This is a genomic window from Arthrobacter sp. zg-Y919, assembly GCF_030142045.1.
In the GTDB taxonomy this organism is placed as follows: domain Bacteria; phylum Actinomycetota; class Actinomycetes; order Actinomycetales; family Micrococcaceae; genus Arthrobacter_B.
Genome location: NZ_CP126242.1, coordinates 392825 through 413234, shown reverse-complemented (window position 1 = coordinate 413234; position 20410 = coordinate 392825). Strand labels below are relative to the sequence as shown.

16 protein-coding genes and 1 tRNA gene are annotated in these 20410 nt (G+C 65.7%); 8 read left to right on the top strand and 9 right to left on the bottom strand.

Features of this window, described 5'->3' with window-relative positions:
* The first annotated feature begins 75 nt into the window (after positions 1 to 75).
* The 4 genes from QNO10_RS02020 to QNO10_RS02005 are packed head-to-tail and all read left to right on the top strand — an operon-like array spanning position 76 to position 3264.
* A complete protein-coding gene (locus tag QNO10_RS02020; RefSeq protein ID WP_229950957.1) occupies positions 76 to 561 on the top strand; it encodes a flagellar protein FlgN in 486 nt (161 codons plus the stop codon).
* 19 nt (positions 562 to 580) lie between these two features.
* The gene (gene flgK, locus QNO10_RS02015) at positions 581 to 1981 is read left to right on the top strand and encodes a flagellar hook-associated protein FlgK (protein ID WP_229950967.1); all 1401 of its coding nucleotides are present in this window, start codon (positions 581 to 583) and stop codon (positions 1979 to 1981) included.
* A gap of 3 nt (positions 1982 to 1984) precedes the next feature.
* On the top strand, positions 1985 to 2875 hold the full coding sequence (flgL, locus tag QNO10_RS02010; RefSeq protein WP_229950968.1) for a flagellar hook-associated protein FlgL: 891 nt from the start codon (positions 1985 to 1987) through the stop codon (positions 2873 to 2875).
* Complete coding sequence (locus QNO10_RS02005; protein WP_229950969.1) at positions 2872 to 3264, top strand: flagellar assembly protein FliW; 393 nt, start codon at positions 2872 to 2874, stop codon at positions 3262 to 3264. Before flgL ends, QNO10_RS02005 begins: the two co-directional genes overlap by 4 nt.
* Positions 3265 to 3325: 61 nt before the next feature.
* Here QNO10_RS02005 and QNO10_RS02000 read toward each other — a convergent pair whose 3' ends face one another.
* From QNO10_RS02000 to QNO10_RS01975, 6 genes are all read right to left on the bottom strand, one after another.
* Entirely contained in the window at positions 3326 to 4162 is an 837-nt protein-coding gene (locus QNO10_RS02000; RefSeq protein ID WP_229950971.1) for an aldo/keto reductase, read from the bottom strand.
* 99 nt (positions 4163 to 4261) lie between these two features.
* The gene (locus QNO10_RS01995) at positions 4262 to 4738 is read right to left on the bottom strand and encodes a hypothetical protein (RefSeq protein WP_229950973.1); all 477 of its coding nucleotides are present in this window, start codon (positions 4736 to 4738) and stop codon (positions 4262 to 4264) included.
* A gap of 7 nt (positions 4739 to 4745) precedes the next feature.
* Entirely contained in the window at positions 4746 to 5438 is a 693-nt protein-coding gene (locus QNO10_RS01990; RefSeq protein WP_269437882.1) for a bacterial proteasome activator family protein, read from the bottom strand.
* Between the two features lie 210 nt (positions 5439 to 5648).
* Entirely contained in the window at positions 5649 to 5849 is a 201-nt protein-coding gene (locus QNO10_RS01985; protein ID WP_229950975.1) for a YbdD/YjiX family protein, read from the bottom strand.
* Complete coding sequence (locus QNO10_RS01980) at positions 5846 to 8140, bottom strand: carbon starvation CstA family protein (protein ID WP_229950978.1); 2295 nt, start codon at positions 8138 to 8140, stop codon at positions 5846 to 5848. Before QNO10_RS01980 ends, QNO10_RS01985 begins: the two co-directional genes overlap by 4 nt.
* A 174-nt stretch (positions 8141 to 8314) precedes the next feature.
* Entirely contained in the window at positions 8315 to 9292 is a 978-nt protein-coding gene (locus tag QNO10_RS01975) for an NAD(P)H-quinone oxidoreductase (RefSeq protein WP_229950979.1), read from the bottom strand.
* A gap of 61 nt (positions 9293 to 9353) precedes the next feature.
* On the opposite strand from QNO10_RS01975, the gene QNO10_RS01970 reads away from it, so the two are divergent.
* A tRNA-Ser gene (locus tag QNO10_RS01970) sits at positions 9354 to 9441 on the top strand.
* A 482-nt stretch (positions 9442 to 9923) separates the two neighbouring features.
* Positions 9924 to 14411, top strand: coding sequence for an ExeM/NucH family extracellular endonuclease (locus tag QNO10_RS01965; RefSeq protein WP_229950982.1), 4488 nt, complete (start codon positions 9924 to 9926; stop codon positions 14409 to 14411).
* Positions 14412 to 14493: 82 nt separating this feature from the next.
* On the opposite strand, the gene QNO10_RS01960 is transcribed toward QNO10_RS01965, so the two are convergent.
* Entirely contained in the window at positions 14494 to 15603 is a 1110-nt protein-coding gene (locus QNO10_RS01960) for a carboxylate-amine ligase (protein ID WP_229950996.1), read from the bottom strand.
* 154 nt (positions 15604 to 15757) lie between these two features.
* Here QNO10_RS01960 and QNO10_RS01955 point away from each other — a divergent pair, with 154 nt between their 5' ends.
* Positions 15758 to 16702, top strand: a complete 945-nt coding sequence (locus QNO10_RS01955) for an alpha/beta fold hydrolase (protein WP_229950998.1) — start codon at positions 15758 to 15760, stop codon at positions 16700 to 16702.
* 120 nt (positions 16703 to 16822) lie between these two features.
* Here QNO10_RS01955 and QNO10_RS01950 read toward each other — a convergent pair whose 3' ends face one another.
* Positions 16823 to 17797 carry a DUF2382 domain-containing protein gene (locus tag QNO10_RS01950; RefSeq protein ID WP_229951000.1) on the bottom strand — a complete coding sequence of 325 codons (975 nt, stop codon included), beginning with the start codon at positions 17795 to 17797 and terminating at the stop codon, positions 16823 to 16825.
* Between the two features lie 78 nt (positions 17798 to 17875).
* Positions 17876 to 18535: a hypothetical protein gene (locus tag QNO10_RS01945; RefSeq protein WP_229951010.1), complete on the bottom strand. Its 660-nt coding sequence runs from the start codon at positions 18533 to 18535 to the stop codon at positions 17876 to 17878.
* Between the two features lie 273 nt (positions 18536 to 18808).
* Here QNO10_RS01945 and QNO10_RS01940 point away from each other — a divergent pair, with 273 nt between their 5' ends.
* A complete protein-coding gene (locus QNO10_RS01940; RefSeq protein WP_229951012.1) occupies positions 18809 to 20302 on the top strand; it encodes an aldehyde dehydrogenase family protein in 1494 nt (497 codons plus the stop codon).
* Positions 20303 to 20410: the final 108 nt, after the last annotated feature.

The following is a 20410-nucleotide window of genomic DNA, read 5'->3' as shown; positions in this document are numbered from 1 at the left end:
GGTTGGGGCCTGGAATCAGACGTCTTATTCCGCTTTAGAGACATTCAGTGCACCAACCTAGGAGGTGAGCCACGCATGGGTACCCAGAGACTCTCGGCCCTTCTATGGGAAGAGCGCGAGTTGTTGGAACTTCTTGTGTTCAAGCTCGAAGAAGAACAACTGCTGCTTACCTCCGGAAAAACCAAATGGCTCACGCACGCTACACGCGAGGTTGAACAAGTCCTCGAACGCCTCCGCGCCGCCGATCTTGGCCGCGCCGTGGCTGTAGCTGGCCTCGCCGCGGAATGGGGTACGTCCGAAGACGCAACCCTCCGGGAGCTGGTGGCTGCTGCACCTGCCGGTCCGTGGACGGAAATCTTCAACGCGCACCTGCAGGCCATGACGGAGCTGACGGTGAAAATCCGCGAACTGCGGGACATTAACGAACAGTTCCTGCGCACCGCAGCCCGGTCGGCCCAGGAAACGCTGGCGGGATTGAATCCCGAGGCGAACACCTACACGGCCTCCGGCACCTCAGCCACTCCCATGTCAGCCGCCCGGCTGGTTGACCAGAGCATTTGACGATAGGGACTCCCAAGCAATGAGCACCTTCAGCGGCCTGAACACGGCATACACCGGCCTTACCGCCGCACGGAAAGGCCTGGACGTGGTGGGCCAGAACGTGGCGAACGCCAACGTGGCCGGCTATACCCGCCAGCGCCTCAACACGTCCGCCGCCCCCTCCCTTGCCCCCGCCGGCCGGTTCGCCGCCAACACGGGTGTTGGCCAGGGCGTGTCGGTGGATTCAATCGCCCGCCTGGGCAGCATGCAGCTGGATACCCGCGTGCGCAGCACTGCTGCCGTTGCCGGGTACTCCGCCGTCCGTGCTAACGCGCTGATCGAGCTGGAGGATGGATTCAACGAGCCGAGCAAGACGGGCCTGTCCGCTGCCCTGCAGAACTTCTCCGCTGCCTGGCAGGGGGTGTCGCACAAGCCGGGCGACAATTCCGCCGCCGCCGCACTCCTGAGCGAAGCATCCGGCGTCGCCACACAGATCGCCGCCGGTTACAACGCGGTCCGCGACCAGTGGAACAGCACCCGCAGCGGCCTCAATGACATGGTCGCCGAACTCAATGCCAGTGCCGTGCAGCTTGCCGACCTCAACGGCGCCATCCGCTCCACGCTTGCCTCCGGGGCGTCCGCAAACGAGCTGGTGGACCAGCGCAACGCCCTGGCCACCACCATCGCCGCCCTGAGCGGCGCCACGGTGCGGGAGTCCTCCGACGGCATGGTCGACGTCCTCATTGACGGCAACGCACTGGTCACCGGCGACAATGTCCGCTCGCTGCGGGTCACCGGCGGCACCTCAATGGATGACACATCGGAACCCACCGTCGGCTGGAGCGACCGGGCAGGCTCCGCCGGCATCAGCAAGGGTGAAATTGCCGGTGCTATCTCGCTGCTCGCTGCAGCGGACAAGGGCGGGGTCTTCGCCAAGGCCGCTGCCTCCTACAACGAGGTGGCCACCGCACTGGCATCCAGCGTCAACGACCTGCACAGCAAGGGCGCAACGACCGCCGGCACACCCGGCGGAGATTTCTTCGCCGTCGGTAACCCGGCCGCAACCACGCTGAGGGCCATCCCCACCGACGCCTCCGGTATTGCGGCCGGCCGCCCCGGCGCCGGCACCTTGGACGGCAGCCTGGCAGATGAGATTTCCCAGCTCGGATCCAAAGCCGGATCGGCGGACAAGGTGTGGAGCACCTTCGTGACAGCTACCGGTTCCCTGAGCCGTTCCGAACTGCAGCAGGCCACCCTGGCCGACGTCGCGTCCTCCTCCGCGGTGGACCTGCAGCTTTCCAATGCCTCAGTGGACCTGGATGAAGAGAATGTGAACCTGCTGATGTACCAGCACGCCTACCAGGGCGCCTCCCGGGTTATGAGCGCCATTGACGAAATGCTTGACACCCTTATTAACCGCACCGGAATTGTTGGAAGGTAACCCGTGATCACCCGCACCACGAACCAGACCATGGCCCGGACGGCCCAGCTGAATTTGCAGTCCAGCATGTCCCGGATGGCCAAGCTGCAGGAGCAGGTGGCATCCTCCGCTGCCATCACGCGTCCGTCCGACGATCCCATGGGCACCGCCAACGCGCTCAAGGTGAGGTCCGAGATCAGAGCGAATGAGCAGTACACATCCAATGTGAGCGACGCCGATGGCTGGCTTACCCTCGCCGATGACGCCCTGACCAACACCACGGACATCCTGCGTCGAGTCAAGGACCTCACACTGAGCGCGGCCACCGGCACCATGTCTCCCAATGACCGCAAGGCCGTGGCCACCGAGCTTGCCGGCCTCAAAACGGACCTGCTGCGCGAGGCCAACACCACGTACCTGGGCCGGACGGTCTTTGCTGGAACCTCGGACACCGGCAAGGCTTTCACCGAAGATGCGGCAGGCTCGTACAACTTCAGTGGAAGCAGCACCCCCACTACCCGCCGGGTGGACAGCAACACGCTGGTCCGCGTGGATACCGACGGCGAGGCAGTATTCGGCGCCGGAGACAATTCCGTCTTTCGACTGGTGGACAATCTGGTCGCAGACCTCAACGCCAACAATGACGTCAGCGGCTACCTGGGCAAGATCGATGCGGCCGCCAATACGGTCCTGATGGAGCACTCCAGCCTGGGCGTCCGGCATGCGGCCACGATCAATGCCAAGGAGACCCTCGCTGACAGGTCTGTCAGCCTGGAGACGCGCCGCTCCGGTATCGAGGACCTGGATACCGCCAAGGTCATTCTGGACATGAAGCTGCAGGAAGTCGCCTATCAGTCGGCCCTGGCCATCACCGCCAAGGCACTGCAGCCGACCCTGATGGACTTCCTCCGATGAGCACCGGCCTGACCTTCCTGACACCCCCGCCGGGATTGGCTCCCGAGGTGCGCTTCGACCTCGCCGAAGTTGAAGGCGCGGCCGGGCTGTTTGCCATGACCAGTGCCGCAGGCGCCGACGGCGGCACCCATCGCCTCTACGTCCTGGACGCCTCTGTCTACCTTCCGGACTACCATCCGGAAATCACCGATGAGCAGCGCCTCCAGCTGAACCTGGTGACGTCCGAGGACGCGGCCGTGCTGGTGGTCGCCAACCCGACACTGGAGGGGACCACGGTAAACCTGCTGGCACCGATCGTGGTGAACGTGACCACCGGCAGCTGCGCCCAGGTGATCCTCGAAGGCCAGGATTGGCCGGTCCGCGCCCCCTTGGAACCGGTCGCCGCGTAGGACTCCAACACAAAAGGCGCACGTTCCGCGGAACGTGCGCCTTTTGGTTTAACCCGAAGGTTTAGGCGAAGTCGGCCGTGGCCGGATCCGCGCCGTAACGGGTGCCGTTGTCGAGGGCATTGATGGCCTCGATATCTTCGTTGGTCAGCGTCAGGTTCAGTGCTTCCCAGTTTTCCCGGATGCGGGATTCCGTGACGGACTTGGGAATGACAATGCTGCCGAGTGCCAGATGCCAGGCGATGACCACCTGGGCCGGCGTGGCGCCGTCGTACTTCGCCGCAATCTCCACGAGCTTGGGATCCTCGAGCAGGCCCTTGCCGGAGCCCAGCGGGGACCAGGACTCGTGCAGGATGTTGTGCTCGGCCTCGAAGGCGCGCAGGTCGGCCTGGTTCAGGTACGGGTGGGTCTCCACCTGGTTCAGGACCGGGACGACGCCGGTGGCGTCGATGATTTCCTGCAGGGCTTCCTTGGTGAAGTTGCAGACGCCGATCGACTTAACGCGGCCCTGCTTCTGCAGCTCGATGAGCGCCTTCCAGGTGTCCACGTACTTGTTCTGCTTCGGCTGCAGCCAGTGGATCAGGTACAGGTCCAGGGTTTCCAGGCCAAGGCGCTCCATGGAGGCATCGAAGGCCTTCAGCGTCTCTTCGTAGCCCTGGTCTGCGTTCCACACCTTCGTGGTGATGAACATGTCTTCACGGGCCACGGAGGTGGCGGCGATGGCACGGCCCACGCCGGCCTCGTTGCCGTAGATCTTGGCCGTGTCGATGTGGCGGTAGCCAACCTCGAAGGCCTGCCCCACTACCTTTTCGGCAACCTCGTCCTCAACCTGCCACACGCCGTAGCCGAGCTGGGGAATGGTGTTGCCGTCATTGAAAGTCAGAACCGGTGATGTAGTCATCTCTTCATCCTTGCGCCGTTACCGCGGAGGACAAAACGGATATGCTCACCGCGAAAACGCGTTATTCGATATTCCCGAATTGGGAAAGTTTTTTAATTGCTACTTTCCGGGGAGGCGTGTTTCCCGGGCACTGAGCAGGGCCCGTTCGGCCTCGGCTACGTCCTCCCGCACCAGTTCCGCCCGGCGCCGCACATTGTCCAGTCCGGCGGAGGCGATCCCCCAGCGCTCACCTTCCAGCCGTGACATGGCGGCGGCCTCGGCCGCAGCGGCCAGCGAATTGCCGCTGCGGGACAGGGCGCGGTGCACGGCGGTCAGCGCGCCGGGAATGTTCTGTCCGGTGCTGGGCAGCTGGCGCTGTGCGTCCGAGCAGACCTGCCGGACGCGCGGCAGCAGCCCGGCAAGCTCATTGGCGACGGTCACGAGCTCGTTGTAGATGGCGTCATCCTCCACGCCTTCGAGCATCTGGTAATACCGGTCCAGGCCGCGGGTGAAACGGTCGTGGGCGCGGCGCCACACACCCTTGCCGAGCTCCACGTCGTCTTTCCGCCCCTGCCGGGCGGCTGCAAAAAGTGCCATCAATGTCCTACAGGTACTGGCCGGGGCCTGATTGGGGTTCCGGGCGCGGACTGCCGGCCCCCTGGGGGCCCTGCGCACGGTGCGGTTCCCCATCGTCTCCAATGACGACACCCGGGGCAAGGATGGTTCCCGGCGGCAGCTGGCGCAGCTGCAGGCGTCCTGCGGCATGGCTGGCGGTCTGCTGCGCTGCGATGGCCGTCTGGATACCGCGGAACAGCCCTTCGAGCCAGCCCACCAGCTGCGCCTGCGCTATGCGCAGCTCGGCGTCGGTCGGGGTGGAATCATCAAGGAACGGCAGGTTGATACGGTGCAGCTCGTCCACGAGTTCAGGGGCCAGCCCGTCCTCGAGTTCCTTCAGGGACCGGGAGTGGATCTCCGCCAGCCGGTTGCGCGCCGCATCGTCCAGCGGGGCGTTGCGCACTTCCTCGAGCAGCTGCTTGATCATGGTGCCGATCCGCATGACTTTCGCCGGTTCGTCCACCAGCTCGTTGAGCTTGGCCGGCCCGCTCTTGGCCTTGCCGTGGCTGGAGCCGGCGGCGGTGTCCGTGGTGTCCGTGGACCGGTCCACCTGTCCGGCGGTCTCAGCCGGACTGCCGGTGTCAGCCGTTCCATCGCCGGCCGGTGTCTGCTCTGACTTCTGCCCGACAGGAACGCCCGGTGCCGCCTCGGGGCGGTCGGAGGATCCGTTCTGATCAGTCATGGCATTAATGCTCTCACGGTTGCCCGGGGTTGCCCCGCGGAGAGTCCGGATTTCGGGTAGGCCCTATGTTTTTCACGGTTTGCTCCCCCGGTTCCGGGGTGCGGGGGACCCGCCGGGGAAGCAACAAAAGGAAACAACGACGGCGGCACCGCGGCTGAGGCAATCAGCTGCGGTGCCGCCGTCGTACTTATACCGTCAATCAATTCCGCGCTAGCAGCAGCGGCCCTGCGGGTTGCTGTCCTGCCGGTCCATCTTGTCCCGCCAGAATTCCCGCTCGCTCATCAGCGGCGAGCTGCACCCGGAGGACGCATGGAAAGCCAGATACTTCCGGTAGGCGTCCTCCCCCATTACGTCGCGGAAGAACCGGACGAATCCGGCGACACCGTGGCGGACGGCGACGGCGGCACTCATGAGTGCGCCGCCCTCTTTGCGGGCCGGTCAGCCTCCGGCAGCGACTCCCACTGCGCCAGAATCTCCTTTTCCGCCGGCGTAGCCAGGAAACCGGCCGGTGCGAAGGTACGCGACGGAACGGCCGGGTCCTCGGCGCTGGGGGCACCGCCCGACCGGAAGGACCGGATGCTGGCAATGATGGCGGTGATGATGACAATGATCGCCAGGGTCACGAACACCACCGAGAGCGTGGTCTGGATGAGTGTGTTGCGCACCACCGCTTCCATCGCCTCCACGGTCTTGGCCGTCCCGAAGCTCGTCTCACCCCGGGCCAGTGCAGCCTGGAACGCCTCATGGTTGGCCCAGTAACCCACTGCGGGAACCGGCGAGAAGATCTTGTAGAACGACGCCGTGATGGTGACCACCGCGGCGAATGCCAGCGGCAGGGCCACGATCCACAGCCACTTGAACGCGTTCTTCTTGGCAATGATCGCCATGCAGATGGCCAGCGCAATGGCGGCCAGGAGCTGGTTGGCGATGCCGAAGAGCGGGAACAACGTATTGATGCCGCCAAGTGGGTCGGTGACCCCCATGATCAGGATCGACCCCCAGCCGGCGACCATGATGGCCGTACAGACCCAGGCTCCGGGACGCCACGACATGTCCTTGAACTTCGGGGCAACGTTGCCGATCGTGTCCTGCAGCATGAACCGCGCCACCCGGGTGCCGGCGTCGACCGCGGTGAGGATGAACAGGGCCTCGAACATGATGGCGAAGTGGTACCAGAAGGCCATCATGCCGGGACCGCCGATCAGGCTCTGCATGATCGTGGCCAGGCCGACGGCGAGTGTGGGTGCGCCGCCGGTGCGCGAGACGATGGATTCCTCGCCGACGTTGGATGCCAGGGACGAGAGCATGTCCGGGGTGAGGTTCACACCGGCCAGCCCCAGGCCGTTGACGAAGGCGACGGCGCCTTCCACCGTGCCGCCGGTGGCTCCGGCGGAGGAGTTCATGGCGAAGTAGATGCCGCGGTCAATGGAGATGGCGGCCACCAGCGCCATGACGGCCACGAAGGATTCCATCAGCATGCCGCCGTAGCCGATGAAGCGGGTCTGGCGTTCCTTCTCCAGCATCTTCGGGGTGGTGCCGGAGGAGATCAGTGCATGGAAGCCGGACAAGGCACCGCAGGCAATGGTGACGAAGAGGAACGGGAAGAGCGGCCCGGCCACCACCGGCCCGTCATTCCGGCTGGCGAATTCGCTGACGGCGGGAACGCTGATCTCCGGGCGGACAATGATGATGGCCACGGCGAGCATCACGATGGTCCCCACCTTCATGAAGGTGGAGAGGTAGTCGCGCGGGGCCAGCAGCAGCCAGACCGGCAGGACGGCGGCGATGAAGCCGTAGATGATGATGCCCCACGCGATGGTGGTCGGCTCCAGGGTCAGGGCGTCGCCGAGCGGGGTGCCGGCAACCCAACCGCCGGCGATGATGGCGGCGAGCAGGAGGACGAAGCCGATGATGGAGACCTCGGTGACCTTGCCCGGACGCAGGTAGCGCAGGTACACGCCCATAAAAAGGGCGATGGGGATGGTCATGCTCACGGAGAAGACACCCCAGGGGCTTTCGGCCAGGGCGTTCACCACCACCAGGGCAAGGATGGCCACGATGATGATCATGATGACCAGGGTGGCGATCAGGGCGGCGGTGCCGCCGATCAGCCCGAGCTCATCCCGTGCCATCTGGCCCAGGGAGCGCCCGCCGCGGCGCATCGAGAAGAACATCACCAGATAGTCCTGGACGGCGCCGGCCAGCACCACGCCCACGATGATCCAGATGGTTCCGGGCAGGTAGCCCATCTGGGCAGCCAGGACCGGGCCGACGAGCGGACCCGCGCCGGCGATGGCGGCGAAGTGGTGCCCGTAGAGGACCCGGCGGTCCGTGGCGGCGAAGTCCTTGCCGTCCGCTTTGTACTCGGCCGGAGTGGCCCGGCGGTCATTGGGCTTCAGCAGCTTCGCCTCGATGAGTTTCGAGTAGAAGCGGTAGCCGATGAGGTACGTGCACACCGCCGCGAACACGAACCAGATGGCGTTGACGGTTTCACCGCGCACCACGGCGAGCATGGTCCAGCTGAAGCCGCCCAGCAAGGCAATGCCGGCCCAGATGGCGATCTTCGCCGGGGTCCAGCGGCGCTCCTCCGCCTCGAGGACTTCCGGATCCACGGCCACCGGCGGCAGTGCCGGGTCCTGTTCCAGGACGTCGCCGTCCAGTGGTTTTTCTCTATCGGCAGGCTGCCGACCGTTCTCGCTCATGATGATCCCTCTAGGTCTGCGGTGGCTTGTCTTCATTGACATACGTACCGAACGGTGCAGGAAGGTGCCCTGCCCCTCGAGGTTACCAGCGGGTGAGGTGTGCGTCACAGAAAAAACGACGGCGGCCGCAAAGGGTGCGGCCGCCGTCGCCGTGGGGCTGTGGCTGGGTCCTGGCTAGAGCGTCAGTAGGATCTTGCCCGCATGCTGGCCGGAATCGAAGTATTCGTGGGCCGCAGCGGCCTCGGCCAGCGGGAAGGTGCGGTCCACGAGCGGCCGGATCTCGCCGGAGACCAGCAGCGGCCAGACGTATTCACCGACCGCGGACATGATGGCGCTCTTTTCCTCCACGGGCCGGCCGCGCAGGGTGGTGCCGATGACGGCCGCCCGCTTGGTCATCAGCTGGTTCAGGTTCAGCTCCGCCTTGATGCCGCCCTGCAGGCCGATGACCACCAGCCGGCCGGCCACGGCGAGCGCGTCGAGGTTCCGCTGCAGGTATTTGGCGCCGACGACGTCGAGGATGATGTCCGCGCCGTGGCCGCCGGTGGCTTCCCGCACTGCCTCGACGAAGTCCTGCTCCTTGTAGTTAATGAGGACCTTTGCGCCGAGCGATTCGGCCAGCTCCAGCTTTTCCGCCGAACCGGCAGTCACCATGGGAACCGCGCCGAACGCGGCGACCATCTGGATGGCCATGGTGCCGATGCCCCCGCTGGCACCGTGGATGAGGACATAGTCGCCCTCCTGCACGCCGGCGGACATAAAGAGGTTGGAGAAGACGGTGGCCGCGGTCTCCGGCAGGGACGCGGCAGTGACGGCATCGAAGCCGTCCGGCAGGGGAAGGACCTGCCCGGCGGGCACTGCCACCTGTTCGGCATAGCCGCCGCCGCTCAGCAGGGCCACCACTTCGGTTCCGACGGCAAAGCCCTCGACGCCCTCGCCCAGCGCGGCAATCCGGCCGGAGACTTCCAGGCCGGGATACTCGGACGCTCCGGCGGGTACCGGGTAATGGCCCTGCCGCTGCATCACGTCTGCGCGGTTGATGCCGGCGGCAAGGATGTCGATCAGCACTTCCCCCGGTCCGGCCGTGGGTGCGGGAACGTCCTGCAGTTCCAGTGCTTCCGGGCCCCCGGGCGTTCCAATAACGATGGCTTTCATGCTGTCCTTCCTGGTTCAGGGAATTTTGGTGAATTCATCCCTTCTGCCAGACTACTAGTGAGGAAGGTTGTCCGAGCGGCCGATGGAGCTGGTCTTGAAAACCAGTGTGCGGTAACCCCGTACCAAGGGTTCGAATCCCTTACCTTCCGCGCAGACAACGAGAAGCGGTCCCCACAACGGGGGCCGCTTCTTTGTTTTCCGGTCCACTTTCCGCCCGGGCGCACTGTCCCCGTCGCCCCGCGCCACCACAGCTGATGCTGGCTAAGCGTCACCTTCTGTACAGCTGATGCTGGCTAAGTGGGTCCCAGACCGCATTTGCTGTACAGAAGGCGATGAGCAGGATCAGGGGCACTTTTTTACCGCCGTCGCCCGCGTTTGTTACTCATCAGTACCCGCCAGACGGGAAGTGGGGGTGGAAGGCCGTACACTGTGGTGGCGATCACTTTTCCGCCTCCTCGGGGGACGCGGCGGAAGCGTGCCGGCACGTGCACTGACGGACGACGCCGGACGTTCACCTGGTCGCAACCTGCCCCGACTAGCATCACCTAACGTCATCACTCGCTGGATCCCCGCCGCCCTCACCGGCGGCCATTACCTGTCGGCCCGAACGGCTGACCAAGGAGTATGAGGCATGAGACCTTTCCCCTGGAAAGCTGCGCTCGGAACCGCCCTGTCAGCCGGCCTGCTCGCCGCCCCGCTGACCGCGTTCCCGGCCTACGCCCAGGACGGCGCCGCTGCCGTTCCCGGCATCATCATCAACGAGGCGTATCTGTCCGGCGGCAGCGCCAACGCCCCGTTCAACACCAAATTCGTCGAGCTCTACAACCCCACCAGCGCACCGGTGAGCCTGGACGGCTGGTCCCTCCAGTACCGGGCCGCGGGCGCCACAGCAGCTCCCACCGGAATCGGCACGCTTTCGGGCAGCATCGCTCCCGGCGGGTATTACCTGGTCTCCGGCGCCAGCAACGGCACCACCGGCGCTGCCCTCCCGGCCGCTGACGCCACCATCGGTGCCAGCTTCAGCGGCACCGGCGGCACGCTGGTCCTCTCGAACCAGGGCACCCGGGTTGATCCCCTGCCCACCGGCTCGGTTATCGGCGCTCCCGGAGTGGTCGACCTGCTGGGCTACGGGTCGTCCAACACGTTCGAGACGGCAGGGGCGGCCGCACCTGCAGGCAACTCGGATCCAAAGTCGCTGAACCGGGCCGGTTTCGCGGATTCGAACAATAACGCTTCCGACTTCACTCTGAGCACCTCGGTGACACCCACCTCCACCGGCGGTGCGGCTCCCACCGTGCCCACCCCCACGCCCACGCCGACGACGCCGGCCCCCGTGCCGGTGCCGGGCAACGTCGTGCCGATCGCCCAGATCCAGGGCACCGGCGCCGCCAGTCCGATGATCGGCCAGACGGTCACCACGCGCGGCAAGGTCACTGGCGTCTACCCCACCGGCGGCTTCAACGGCTACTACATCCAGACTCCGGGCACCGGCGGGGACCTCAACCCCGCCACGCACACCGCGTCGGAGGGCATCTTCATCTTCTCCGCGGCCACCGCGGGCCAGGTGACCGCAGGCGACTACGTCGAGGTCACCGGCACTGTGGGCGAGTACTACAACCTCACGCAGCTCACCGTCGCCGACGGCGCCATGACCAAGGTCAGCGAAGCCGCGCCCGAGGTCAAGCCCGCCGCCGTCGCATGGCCGGCAACCGAGGAACAGCGCGAAACCCTCGAGGGCATGCTGCTGGCGCCGCAGGGCGAATTCACCGTCACCGACAACTTCTCCCTGAACCAGTACGCGGAAATTGGCCTCGCTGCCGGTAACTCCGTCCTCGTCCAGCCCACCGCGGTAGCCGCCGTCGGAACCCCCGAACACGCTGCCGTCGTGGCGGACAACGCCGCCCGCGCCGTAAAGCTCGACGACGGCTCCAGCACCAACTTCCTCAGTGCAGCCAACCAGGGCAAGCCCCTGCCGTACCTGACTCCGGAAAACCCGGTCCGGGTGGGCTCCGCTGCCACCTTCAGCACCGGCGTCATCCTGGATTTCCGCAACAGTGCCTGGAAATTCCAGCCGCTGACCGAGCTGACGCAGGCCAACGCCGCGACCGCCTCACCGGCGTCGTTCACCAACACCCGCACCGCAGCACCCGAGAGTGTCGGCGGCAACCTGAAGCTCGCGTCCTTCAACGTGCTGAATTACTTCACCACCACCGGAGACAGCCTCACCGGCTGCTCCTTCTATAAGGACCGCAGCGGCGCTCCCGTGACCGTCGACGGCGGCTGCGACGCCCGCGGCGCCGCCAACGCCGCGAACCTGGAACGCCAGCAGGCCAAAATCGTGGCAGCGATCAACGCCCTGGGCGCTGACGTGGTCTCGCTGATGGAGGTCGAAAACTCAGCCAAGTTCGGCAAGAACCGCGATGACGCGCTGTCCCGCCTGGTGGCCGCCCTCAACGCACAGGCACCGGGGACGTGGGACTACGTCCGCTCCCCCGCGGACCTGCCCGCTGATGAAGACGTCATCCGTTCGGCCTTCATCTACCGCACCGGAACCGCCGAACCCGTCGGCGAATCCAGCATCCTCGATAACGAAGAGGTCTTCTCCAACGCCCGCGAGCCGCTGGCCCAGGCCTTCCGGCCTGCCGGAGCCGAAGACGGCACGGAAATCCTCGCCGTAACGAACCACTTCAAGTCCAAGGGATCAGCGCCGGCCTCCGGTGAAAATGCCGACACGGGCCAGGGCGGCTGGAACGCCGACCGCGTCCGCCAGGCACAGGCCCTCGTGGACTTCGCCGGAACCGAGTCGGAAGCCGCCGGTACAGACAAGGTGTTCCTGCTGGGCGACTTCAATGCCTACCACGCGGAGGACCCCATCAAGGTGCTGGTTGATGCCGGCTACGTTGACCTCGGCGCGACCACCGGCAAGCACTCGTATGCCTTCGGCGGGACCGTTGGAAGCCTGGACCACATCCTGGCCTCCCCGGCGGCCAACGAAGCGGTGACCGGTACCGACATCTGGAACATCAACTCCGTGGAGTCGGTGGCCTTCGAATACAGCCGCTACAACTACAACGCCACCAACTTCTACGCACCGGATCCGTACCGGGCCTCGGACCATGACCCCATCCTTGTGGGCATGGACCTGACCGCGGAAGGTACGGACACTTCGACACTGAACCTGCTGAACATCAACGACTTCCATGGACGGATCGACGCCAACACGGTGCCGTTCGCCGGAACGGTCGAGGAACTCAAGGCCGGCGCTCCGGAGGGCAGCTCGCTGTTCCTCTCCGCGGGTGACAACATCGGCGCTTCCCTGTTCGCCTCCTCGGTGCAGCAGGACCAGCCGACCATTGATGTCCTGAATGCTTTGGGACTGCAGGCCTCGGCCGCCGGTAACCATGAGTTCGACGGCGGTTTCGCGGACCTGACCGGACGCGTCGCCGCGGCCGCGCAGTTCCCCTACCTGGGTGCCAACGTCTACACCAAGGGCACCACCACTCCTGCCCTGCAGGAATACGAGATCCTCGACGTCAACGGGGTCAAGGTGGCCGTCATCGGTGCCATCACCCAGGAGACGGCAAGCCTGGTCAGCCCCGGCGGGATCAGCAACCTTGACTTCGGCGACCCGGTGGACGCGGTCAACCGCGTCGCCGAGCAGCTTGTGGAGCAGGACCTCGCCGACGTCATCATCGCCGAGTACCACGAGGGTGCCGGCAGCGGCACTCCCGACGGCGCCACCCTGGACCAGGAGCTGGCGGCCGGCGGTGCCTTCGCGGAGATCGTCAACGAGACCACCGAACTGGTGGACGCCATCTACACCGGGCACACCCACAAGCAGTACGCCTGGGATGCACCCATCCCGGGTGGGGACGGGAAGACCCGCCCCGTGGTCCAGACCGGTTCCTACGGCGAATTCGTCGGGCAGATCCGGCTCGAGTACAACGAAGAAACCGACGAAGTGCTGTCCTACACCGCAGCCAACGTGGGCCGCACCAAGACCGCGGCGCCGGAACTGGTGGCCGCCTACCCGGCGGTCGCCGAGGTAAAGCGGATTGTCGACGCAGCCTTGGCCAATTCGGCCGAGGTGGGCAACCAGCCCGTCGGCTCCGTCACGGCGGACATCACCTCGGCCTTCGTGGGTACTGCCCGCGATGACCGCAGCTCCGAATCCACCCTCGGGGCATTGGTGGCCGACTCCCTGCTGTCCACCCTCGCTGCTCCCGAACGCGGAGGCGCCGAAATCGGTGTCACCAACCCGGGTGGCCTGCGCGCCGAGCTCTACTACGGCCCCGACGGCGTGATCACGTACGCCGAGGCCAACGCCGTCCTGCCCTTCGTCAATAACCTCTGGACCACCACACTCACCGGTGCCCAGCTGAAGACGATGCTGGAGCAGCAGTGGCAGCCGGACGGCAGTTCGCGCGCCTTCCTGGCCCTCGGCCTGTCCGACAACATCACCTACACCTTCGACCCGGACCAGCCGCGCGGCTCACGGATCCAGAGCGTCACCATCAACGGTGCAGCCATGGACCCGGCCCGGGACTACCGGGTAGGCACGTTCAGCTTCCTGGCGCAGGGCGGCGACAACTTCACCGTCTTCATGGAAGGCAAGAACACCCGCGACACGGGTCTGGTGGACCGCGACGCCTGGATCAGCTACATCTCGGCCAACAGTCCGCTGTCACCCGACTTCGCCCGTCAGGGCGTAGTGGTCAAGGGCGCTCCCACCACGGTCAAAGCAGGCACGGCAGCAAGCTTCACCGTCGCCCAGCTGAACCTGACCTCCCTGGGCAGCCCGGCCAACACGTCGCTGGCCGTCAGCTTCGTGAATGCCGCCGGCACCTCCACGGCACTGGGCACCACACCGGTCAGCGCCGGTTCCGCCACAGTTACCGTGACCCTTCCCGCGTCGGCTTCCGGCGCCGGATCCCTGGTGCTGACGGCCGCCGAATCCGGCACCACGGTGACCCTGCCGGTCACGGTCGAGAAGGCTGCGGCTCCGGCTCCGGTCTGCAAGGCGCCCGTCGCTCCCAAGCAGTGGTGGGACGTGCGCGGGTGGGCGCGGTACGTCTACGAGCTGGCGCAGTACCTCCTGTGCCTGACCGGACGGAAGTAACCGAAATAACGGTCTAAAACAGAAGCGCCGCCCCGGCTTACCGGGGCGGCGCTTCTGTTATCTGTGCGGTAATACTGTCAGCTCAGCAGTCGTGCCGCTCGGTAATCGGGGCTGCCGGGAGATTACTGATGCGGACGCCGTCGGCGACCACCTCGCGAAGGCTTCCTGTCCGCGCCAGCACTGCCCGTTGGCGCCGGGCTCCGGTTCCCCGGGCGAGGAGTTGGCGGAGCAGTGACTCGACCAGCGTGGCCTCTCCCTGTTCCTCCAGCACCGGACGTACGTATTCCAGGAGGGATTTGGCCACGGTAAATGTGTCCGCAACCGTAGACCCGAGCGGGTCCACCAGCTCTCCATCCATCCCGAACCGGCCCGCCCGCCAGGCGGCCAGCCGAAGCAGGGTCTCCGGCACACCGCTGGGCTGCACACCATTGCGCCATTCCCGGGCGGCGGTTTCCACCAGCGCACGCACCAAGGCTGCCAGCAGCACGGCGTCGTCCGCATACAGGCACACATCGGCTATCCGGACCTCGACGGTGGGATGCGTGCGGCTTAGCCGGGCATCGAAGTAAATCTGTCCGTGGTCCATAGGTACCTGCGTTTCCAGCAGGCCGTCCACCAGCCGGTGGTAGTTCTCCGCTGATCCAAACACCGGGTACGGTCCGGCCAGCGGCCAGCGGCTCCACACCTGGGAGCGGTAACTTGCGAAGCCCGTGTCCGCTCCGTTCCAGAAGGGGGAGTTGGCGCTCAGTGCCCCAAGCAGCGGCAGCCAGGACCGGATCCGGTCCAGTACGGCCACACCCTCTGTATCCGATTCGACACCCACATGCACGTGGCATCCACAGGTGAGCTGCTCACGGGCAATCTGCGCGAACCGCTGGTCCATTCTGCTGAAACGCTCGTCCTCGGTGAGGGTGGGCCGGCACGGCAGCGGCGAGGTTGCGAGCGCCACCGCGCGGGCCCCTGCGGCGGCGGCTGCCCGGTCGGCAGTGGCCCGGCAGGCCACTATGTCCGCCGCGAGCTCTTCGAGGACCGTGTGTACCTGTGTGCCGGATTCGATCTGTTCCTGCTTGAACTCGGTGCTCAAGGTCCCGCCGGGCTGAAGCACCCGGCCAATCTCCGGCCCCACCGGCAGCGGCACGCCGGTTTCACCGTCCACCAGCAGATATTCCTCTTCAATGCCGAAGGTCCGCATGGCCCCTGCCCTTCATCGCCGAAGTATCCTAGGGGCCGCTGCTCAACCCGGAGCATCACTATAAGGCTCCTTAGTATCTTCCGGCAAACAGTATTCTGGGGAGAAGCCCGCGCAGTCGAGAGGCGGACCCCGGCGACACCAGAGGAGGCACGGCATGGACAAGAACCACCCGCCGCAGCCGGGGCAACAGCCGGAGCGCATTAATAAGCCGGCAGCGGCCCTGGAGGAACGGAAGAGCACTGTCCGGAGCCAGGGCGCGGAACTGGCAGTGTACGAGTGCGGTCCGGCGGGGACAGCGGGTAACGCGGTGACGCCGCCGCCCAGTGTTTTATTGGTGCACGGCTACCCAGATGACCACCACGTCTTCGACGGGGTGGTGGCCAAGCTGGCTGCAGACCGGCACGTCATCACCTACGACACCCGCAACGCCGGTGCCTCACGGGTGGCGGGGATCCAGGGGAAGCAGCTCGCGCCTTACCGGCTGGAGCTGCTTGTGGAAGACCTGTACGCCGTCCTCGATGCCACCGGGACCGGACGAGTGCACTTGGTGGGCCATGACTGGGGATCCATCCAGGGCTGGGCTGCCATCCAGGATCCCCGTGCCGAGGGCAGGATCCTCAGCTACACCAGCATCTCGGGACCGGACCTGGGGCACTTCCACCGCTGGTTCAAGACCCGGCTGCGCTCACCCCGGCTTTGGCCGCAGGCCTTTATGCAGGCGCTGCGCAGCTGGTACGTAGCCGCATTCCAGCTCCCTGTCCTACCCGACGCCGCGTGGAAGCGCCTGCTGACGGCCCCCTATGAGAAGGCCGCCGGACGGAAAATCGGGGACAGCGGGGTGCGGGGACTCCAGCTCTACCGCGCCAACATGTTCGCCCCCGGCAAGGCACTTCCCGACGCCGGATACGACGGACCCGTACAGGTGATCGTTCCGACGAAGGATCCGTTCCTTTCCCCGAAGCTCACGTCCGGACTGGAGAACCGGTTTCCCGGCGTGGAAATCACCACGGTGGATGCCGGGCATTGGTGGCCCGAGCAACAGAGCGCGGAGTTCGCGGCAGGGCTGGCGCGCTGGATGGCGGCGCACGAGGCCCGCTGACCGGAGCCCCCGGTTTTCGGACACCGCCGCTTAACGGGCACCGCCGGCCGCCGGTGTTTCCGGCGGCCGGCGATGCAGGAGCCTGTTCAGCTCAGGGTCCAGCTCAGGGTCAGCTCAGGGTCAGCTGCGGCGCTTGCCGCCGCTGCCACTGCCGCCGCTGCCACTGCCGCCTTCGCCCTCCATGTCGATCTGCTCCTTGCTGACTTCCTCCGTCACCGTGGCTTCTTCAGTCACCGTTTCCGTGTCCAGCCGGACACGTTCCACGGGCACTGCCTCCTTTTCCACCACGGCCTCTTCGGCATGGAGGGTCACTTCGTGCTCCTCCTCGCTGATGGCCGGTCCATCCATTGCCGAGCCGCGGTTGGCGTCGGTGATGGGCTCACGCTCAATCCGCGCTTCCTCGTGGCTGACCGGAACGGACTTGGTGACGTTCTCCGTGGTTACGTACTTGCGCAGGCGGGCACGGCCGGATTCCCGGCTCTGCGTGCCTACGTGAAGCTGCTCTTCGGACCGGGTCATCGCGTCATCCGTCGTCGGACCGGACGTGTCATGCCCCACCTGGCCATGGTCTGAACCACGGCTGCTTTCCGTACGGCCGGAGGAGGTCCCGGAGCCGCCCGATGAGCCGGAGCTGCGCGAGGTCCCGGAGCCGCCCGACGAGCCGGAGCTGCGTGAAGTCCCGGAGCCGCTGGACGTGCCGCTTCCGCCCGACGAGGACCGCTGGCCGCTCGTGGTGCCGGAGGTTCCGGACGTCGTACCGGATGTTCCGGAACTCCGCGAGCTGCCGATGGAGTAGTAGCTGTAGAGCTCGTCCTGCTCCTGGTCGCTGAGGTGCCCGTCCTTGTCCACCCGCGGAGCGTCTTTCACCATCTCCTTGGAATACGGCACCCGCACAACAGATCCGTCTACCGTGGCTTCTGCCAGCGGAACAAACGTCTCCTTGGAACCGAAGAGACCGGTCTTCGTGGTCACCCAAGCGGGCTGGCCCGTCTCGTCGTCCAGGTAGATATCCCCCGCCGAGCCGATCTTCTCGCCGTTAGTGCCTTCCACGGTTCCGTGGTTCATGATGGTGTCGATTTGTTCGCTGGTGATCACGTTGTTCTCCTGTTTCCGCGCCCTGCAGGCGCCTGATGGTGCTTTGGATACTGCGTCCCCCGCTTACCCCCAGAACTTTCAGTCGCCCAGTCCGGCTTTGTCCACGCGGCGGTGGAAGCGCATGCCGCCCAGCCCGCCGAGGATCGCGCCGACCAGAGCCACAGCTGCCGCTATGAGCGCGGCGACGATGGTTCCCGCCGTGGCGTTGTCACCGAACATCGGGATCGCCGGGAATCCGTTCAGATCGACCAGAATGTTGAACTGGTCCCCTGCAATCGCCGCCAGGATGGCCGCCACGATGGCAATCACCACTGCCCAGACCCAGACCGCAATGCCCTGCTTCATGCCGTTGAAACGTGCCATCCGGCCCGCCACATATCCGCCGCAGTAATAGGCCACGAAAAGGACCACCAGCAGGACGATGGTGCCGGTGACGGTGACGGCCGTGGTGTCCGGGCTGTCGTCGTTCGACAGCACTGCCGCCCCAAGGGCGGTCGCCAGGGCACTCAACAGCACCGTGGTGCCAACTGCGGTCAACCAGCCGAAAAAGGCCGATCCGATCTTCACTCCGCCGAAGGTGGCCTTCTCGCGTTCCACCACCCGCCGCCGGCTGGTGTCATCCACGCCGTTCCCGCGCCGGCCGTCCGGCGTCAGGTCCGAGCCTGCCCGCCGATCGCCGGAATCCTGGCCCGGTGTTTTTCGTCCATGGTCTCCTGCTGCACTGGCGCTCGTACTCATAAAGATGTCCTTTTGCCCTAAGAGCAGCCGGGAAGAGTCCCGTTTGGCCACTGGTTCGTCCAACGCTAGGCTGAACCAGGGAAAATAAAAAGGGTACTTAGTATCGGTAGCTCTTGACAGTCGATTCTTCTCTGGTCCATCACCACGCGCCGGTCTAGCCTGCCCCTGCAACCAGACCCCTGGAACCCGGAGCGGCCCCGGTAGCGGGAATTGATCCGCCCCCACACAGGTTGTAGCCACTAATACACCGTCAAGATTCATCTAGGAGAAATCATGACCACCCAGCTCGAATCAACATCCCCGGCCCTCACCGACTGGATCCCCGCCCAGCAGTTCATTGGCGGCCAGTGGCGCGACGGCCGCTCGGATAAGACCCTCACGGACACCAACCCCTTTGATGGTTCGCAGCTGATGACCATGCAGCAGGCCTCCCGCGAAGACCTGGACGACGCATACGCCGCTGCAGAGGAAGCCCAGAAGGATTGGGCAGCCAGGACCCCGAATGAGCGCCGCAGGGTCATTGCCCGCGCCGCAGAAATCTTCGAAGAGCGCCGCGACGAGATCATCGCCTGGCTCAACGCGGAATCCGGCAGCACCATGCTGAAGGCCAACATTGAAGTTGCCTCCGCCACTTCCATTACCCGCGAGGCAGCCACCTTCCCGCACCGCGTTTCCGGCAAGATCATGGATTCAGACACCCCCCACAAGGAACTGCGTGTCTACCGCGCACCCCTGGGAGTTGTCGGCGTGATCAGCCCCTGGAACTTCCCGCTCCACCTTTCCCAGCGCTCCGTCGCGCCGGCACTGGCCCTCGGTAACGCCGTCGTCCTGAAGCCCGCCAGCGACACCCCGGTCACGGGCGCGCTCATCATCGCCAAGATCTTCGAAGAGGCAGGCCTGCCCGCCGGTGTGCTGAACGCCGTCGTCGGCGCCGGTTCGGAAATCGGCGACGCCTTCGTGGAGCACCCGACCCCGCGGATGATCTCCTTCACCGGTTCCACCCCGGTGGGCAAGAACATCGGCGCCCTGGCAGCCACCGGCGCCACACTGAAGTACACGGCGCTTGAGCTCGGCGGCAACAGCCCGTTCGTGGTTCTCGCGGATGCCGACGTCGACCAGGCGGTCCGCGCGGCCGCCATGGGCAAGTTCCTGCACCAGGGACAGATCTGCATGGCCGTGAACCGGATCATCGTCGAAGACGCCGTGTACGACGAGTTCGTGGAGAAGTTCACCGCGCACGTCAAGACGCTGAACGCCGGCGACCCGACCGACCCGAAGAACGTGGTTGGCCCGATCATCAACGCCAAGCAGCTCGAAGGCTTGAAGACGAAGATCGAAACCGCCAAGTCCGAAGGCGCCCGCCTGATGCTCGAAGGTAAAATCAACGGCCAGGTCCTCACCCCGACCGTCTTCGCCGACGTCACCAAGGACATGGAACTGGCCCGCGAGGAGATCTTCGGCCCGATCGCCGGAATCATGCGCGCCAAGGACGCCGAGGATGCACTGGCCCTGGCCAATGACACCGACCTCGGTCTCTCCAGCGCCGTCTTCACCGCCAACCTGGAGGAAGGCGTCAAGTTCGCCCGCCGCATCAAGGCAGGCATGACCCACGTCAACGACTTCCCGGTCCAGGACGAGGCGCACATTGCCTTCGGCGGCGAGAAGAACTCCGGCCTCGGCCGGTTCAACGGCGAGTGGGCCATCGACGAGTTCACCACGGACCACACCATCAGCGTCCAGCACGCCCCGCGCGAATACCCGTTCTAATCCGGTAACGCACTAACCGGTAAACGCCCGACGGCGGCCCGCACCTTTCCTGTGCGGGCCGCCGTCGTCGTTAACGCTGGAAAATCTATTCGCCTGCCCCTGCCTTGC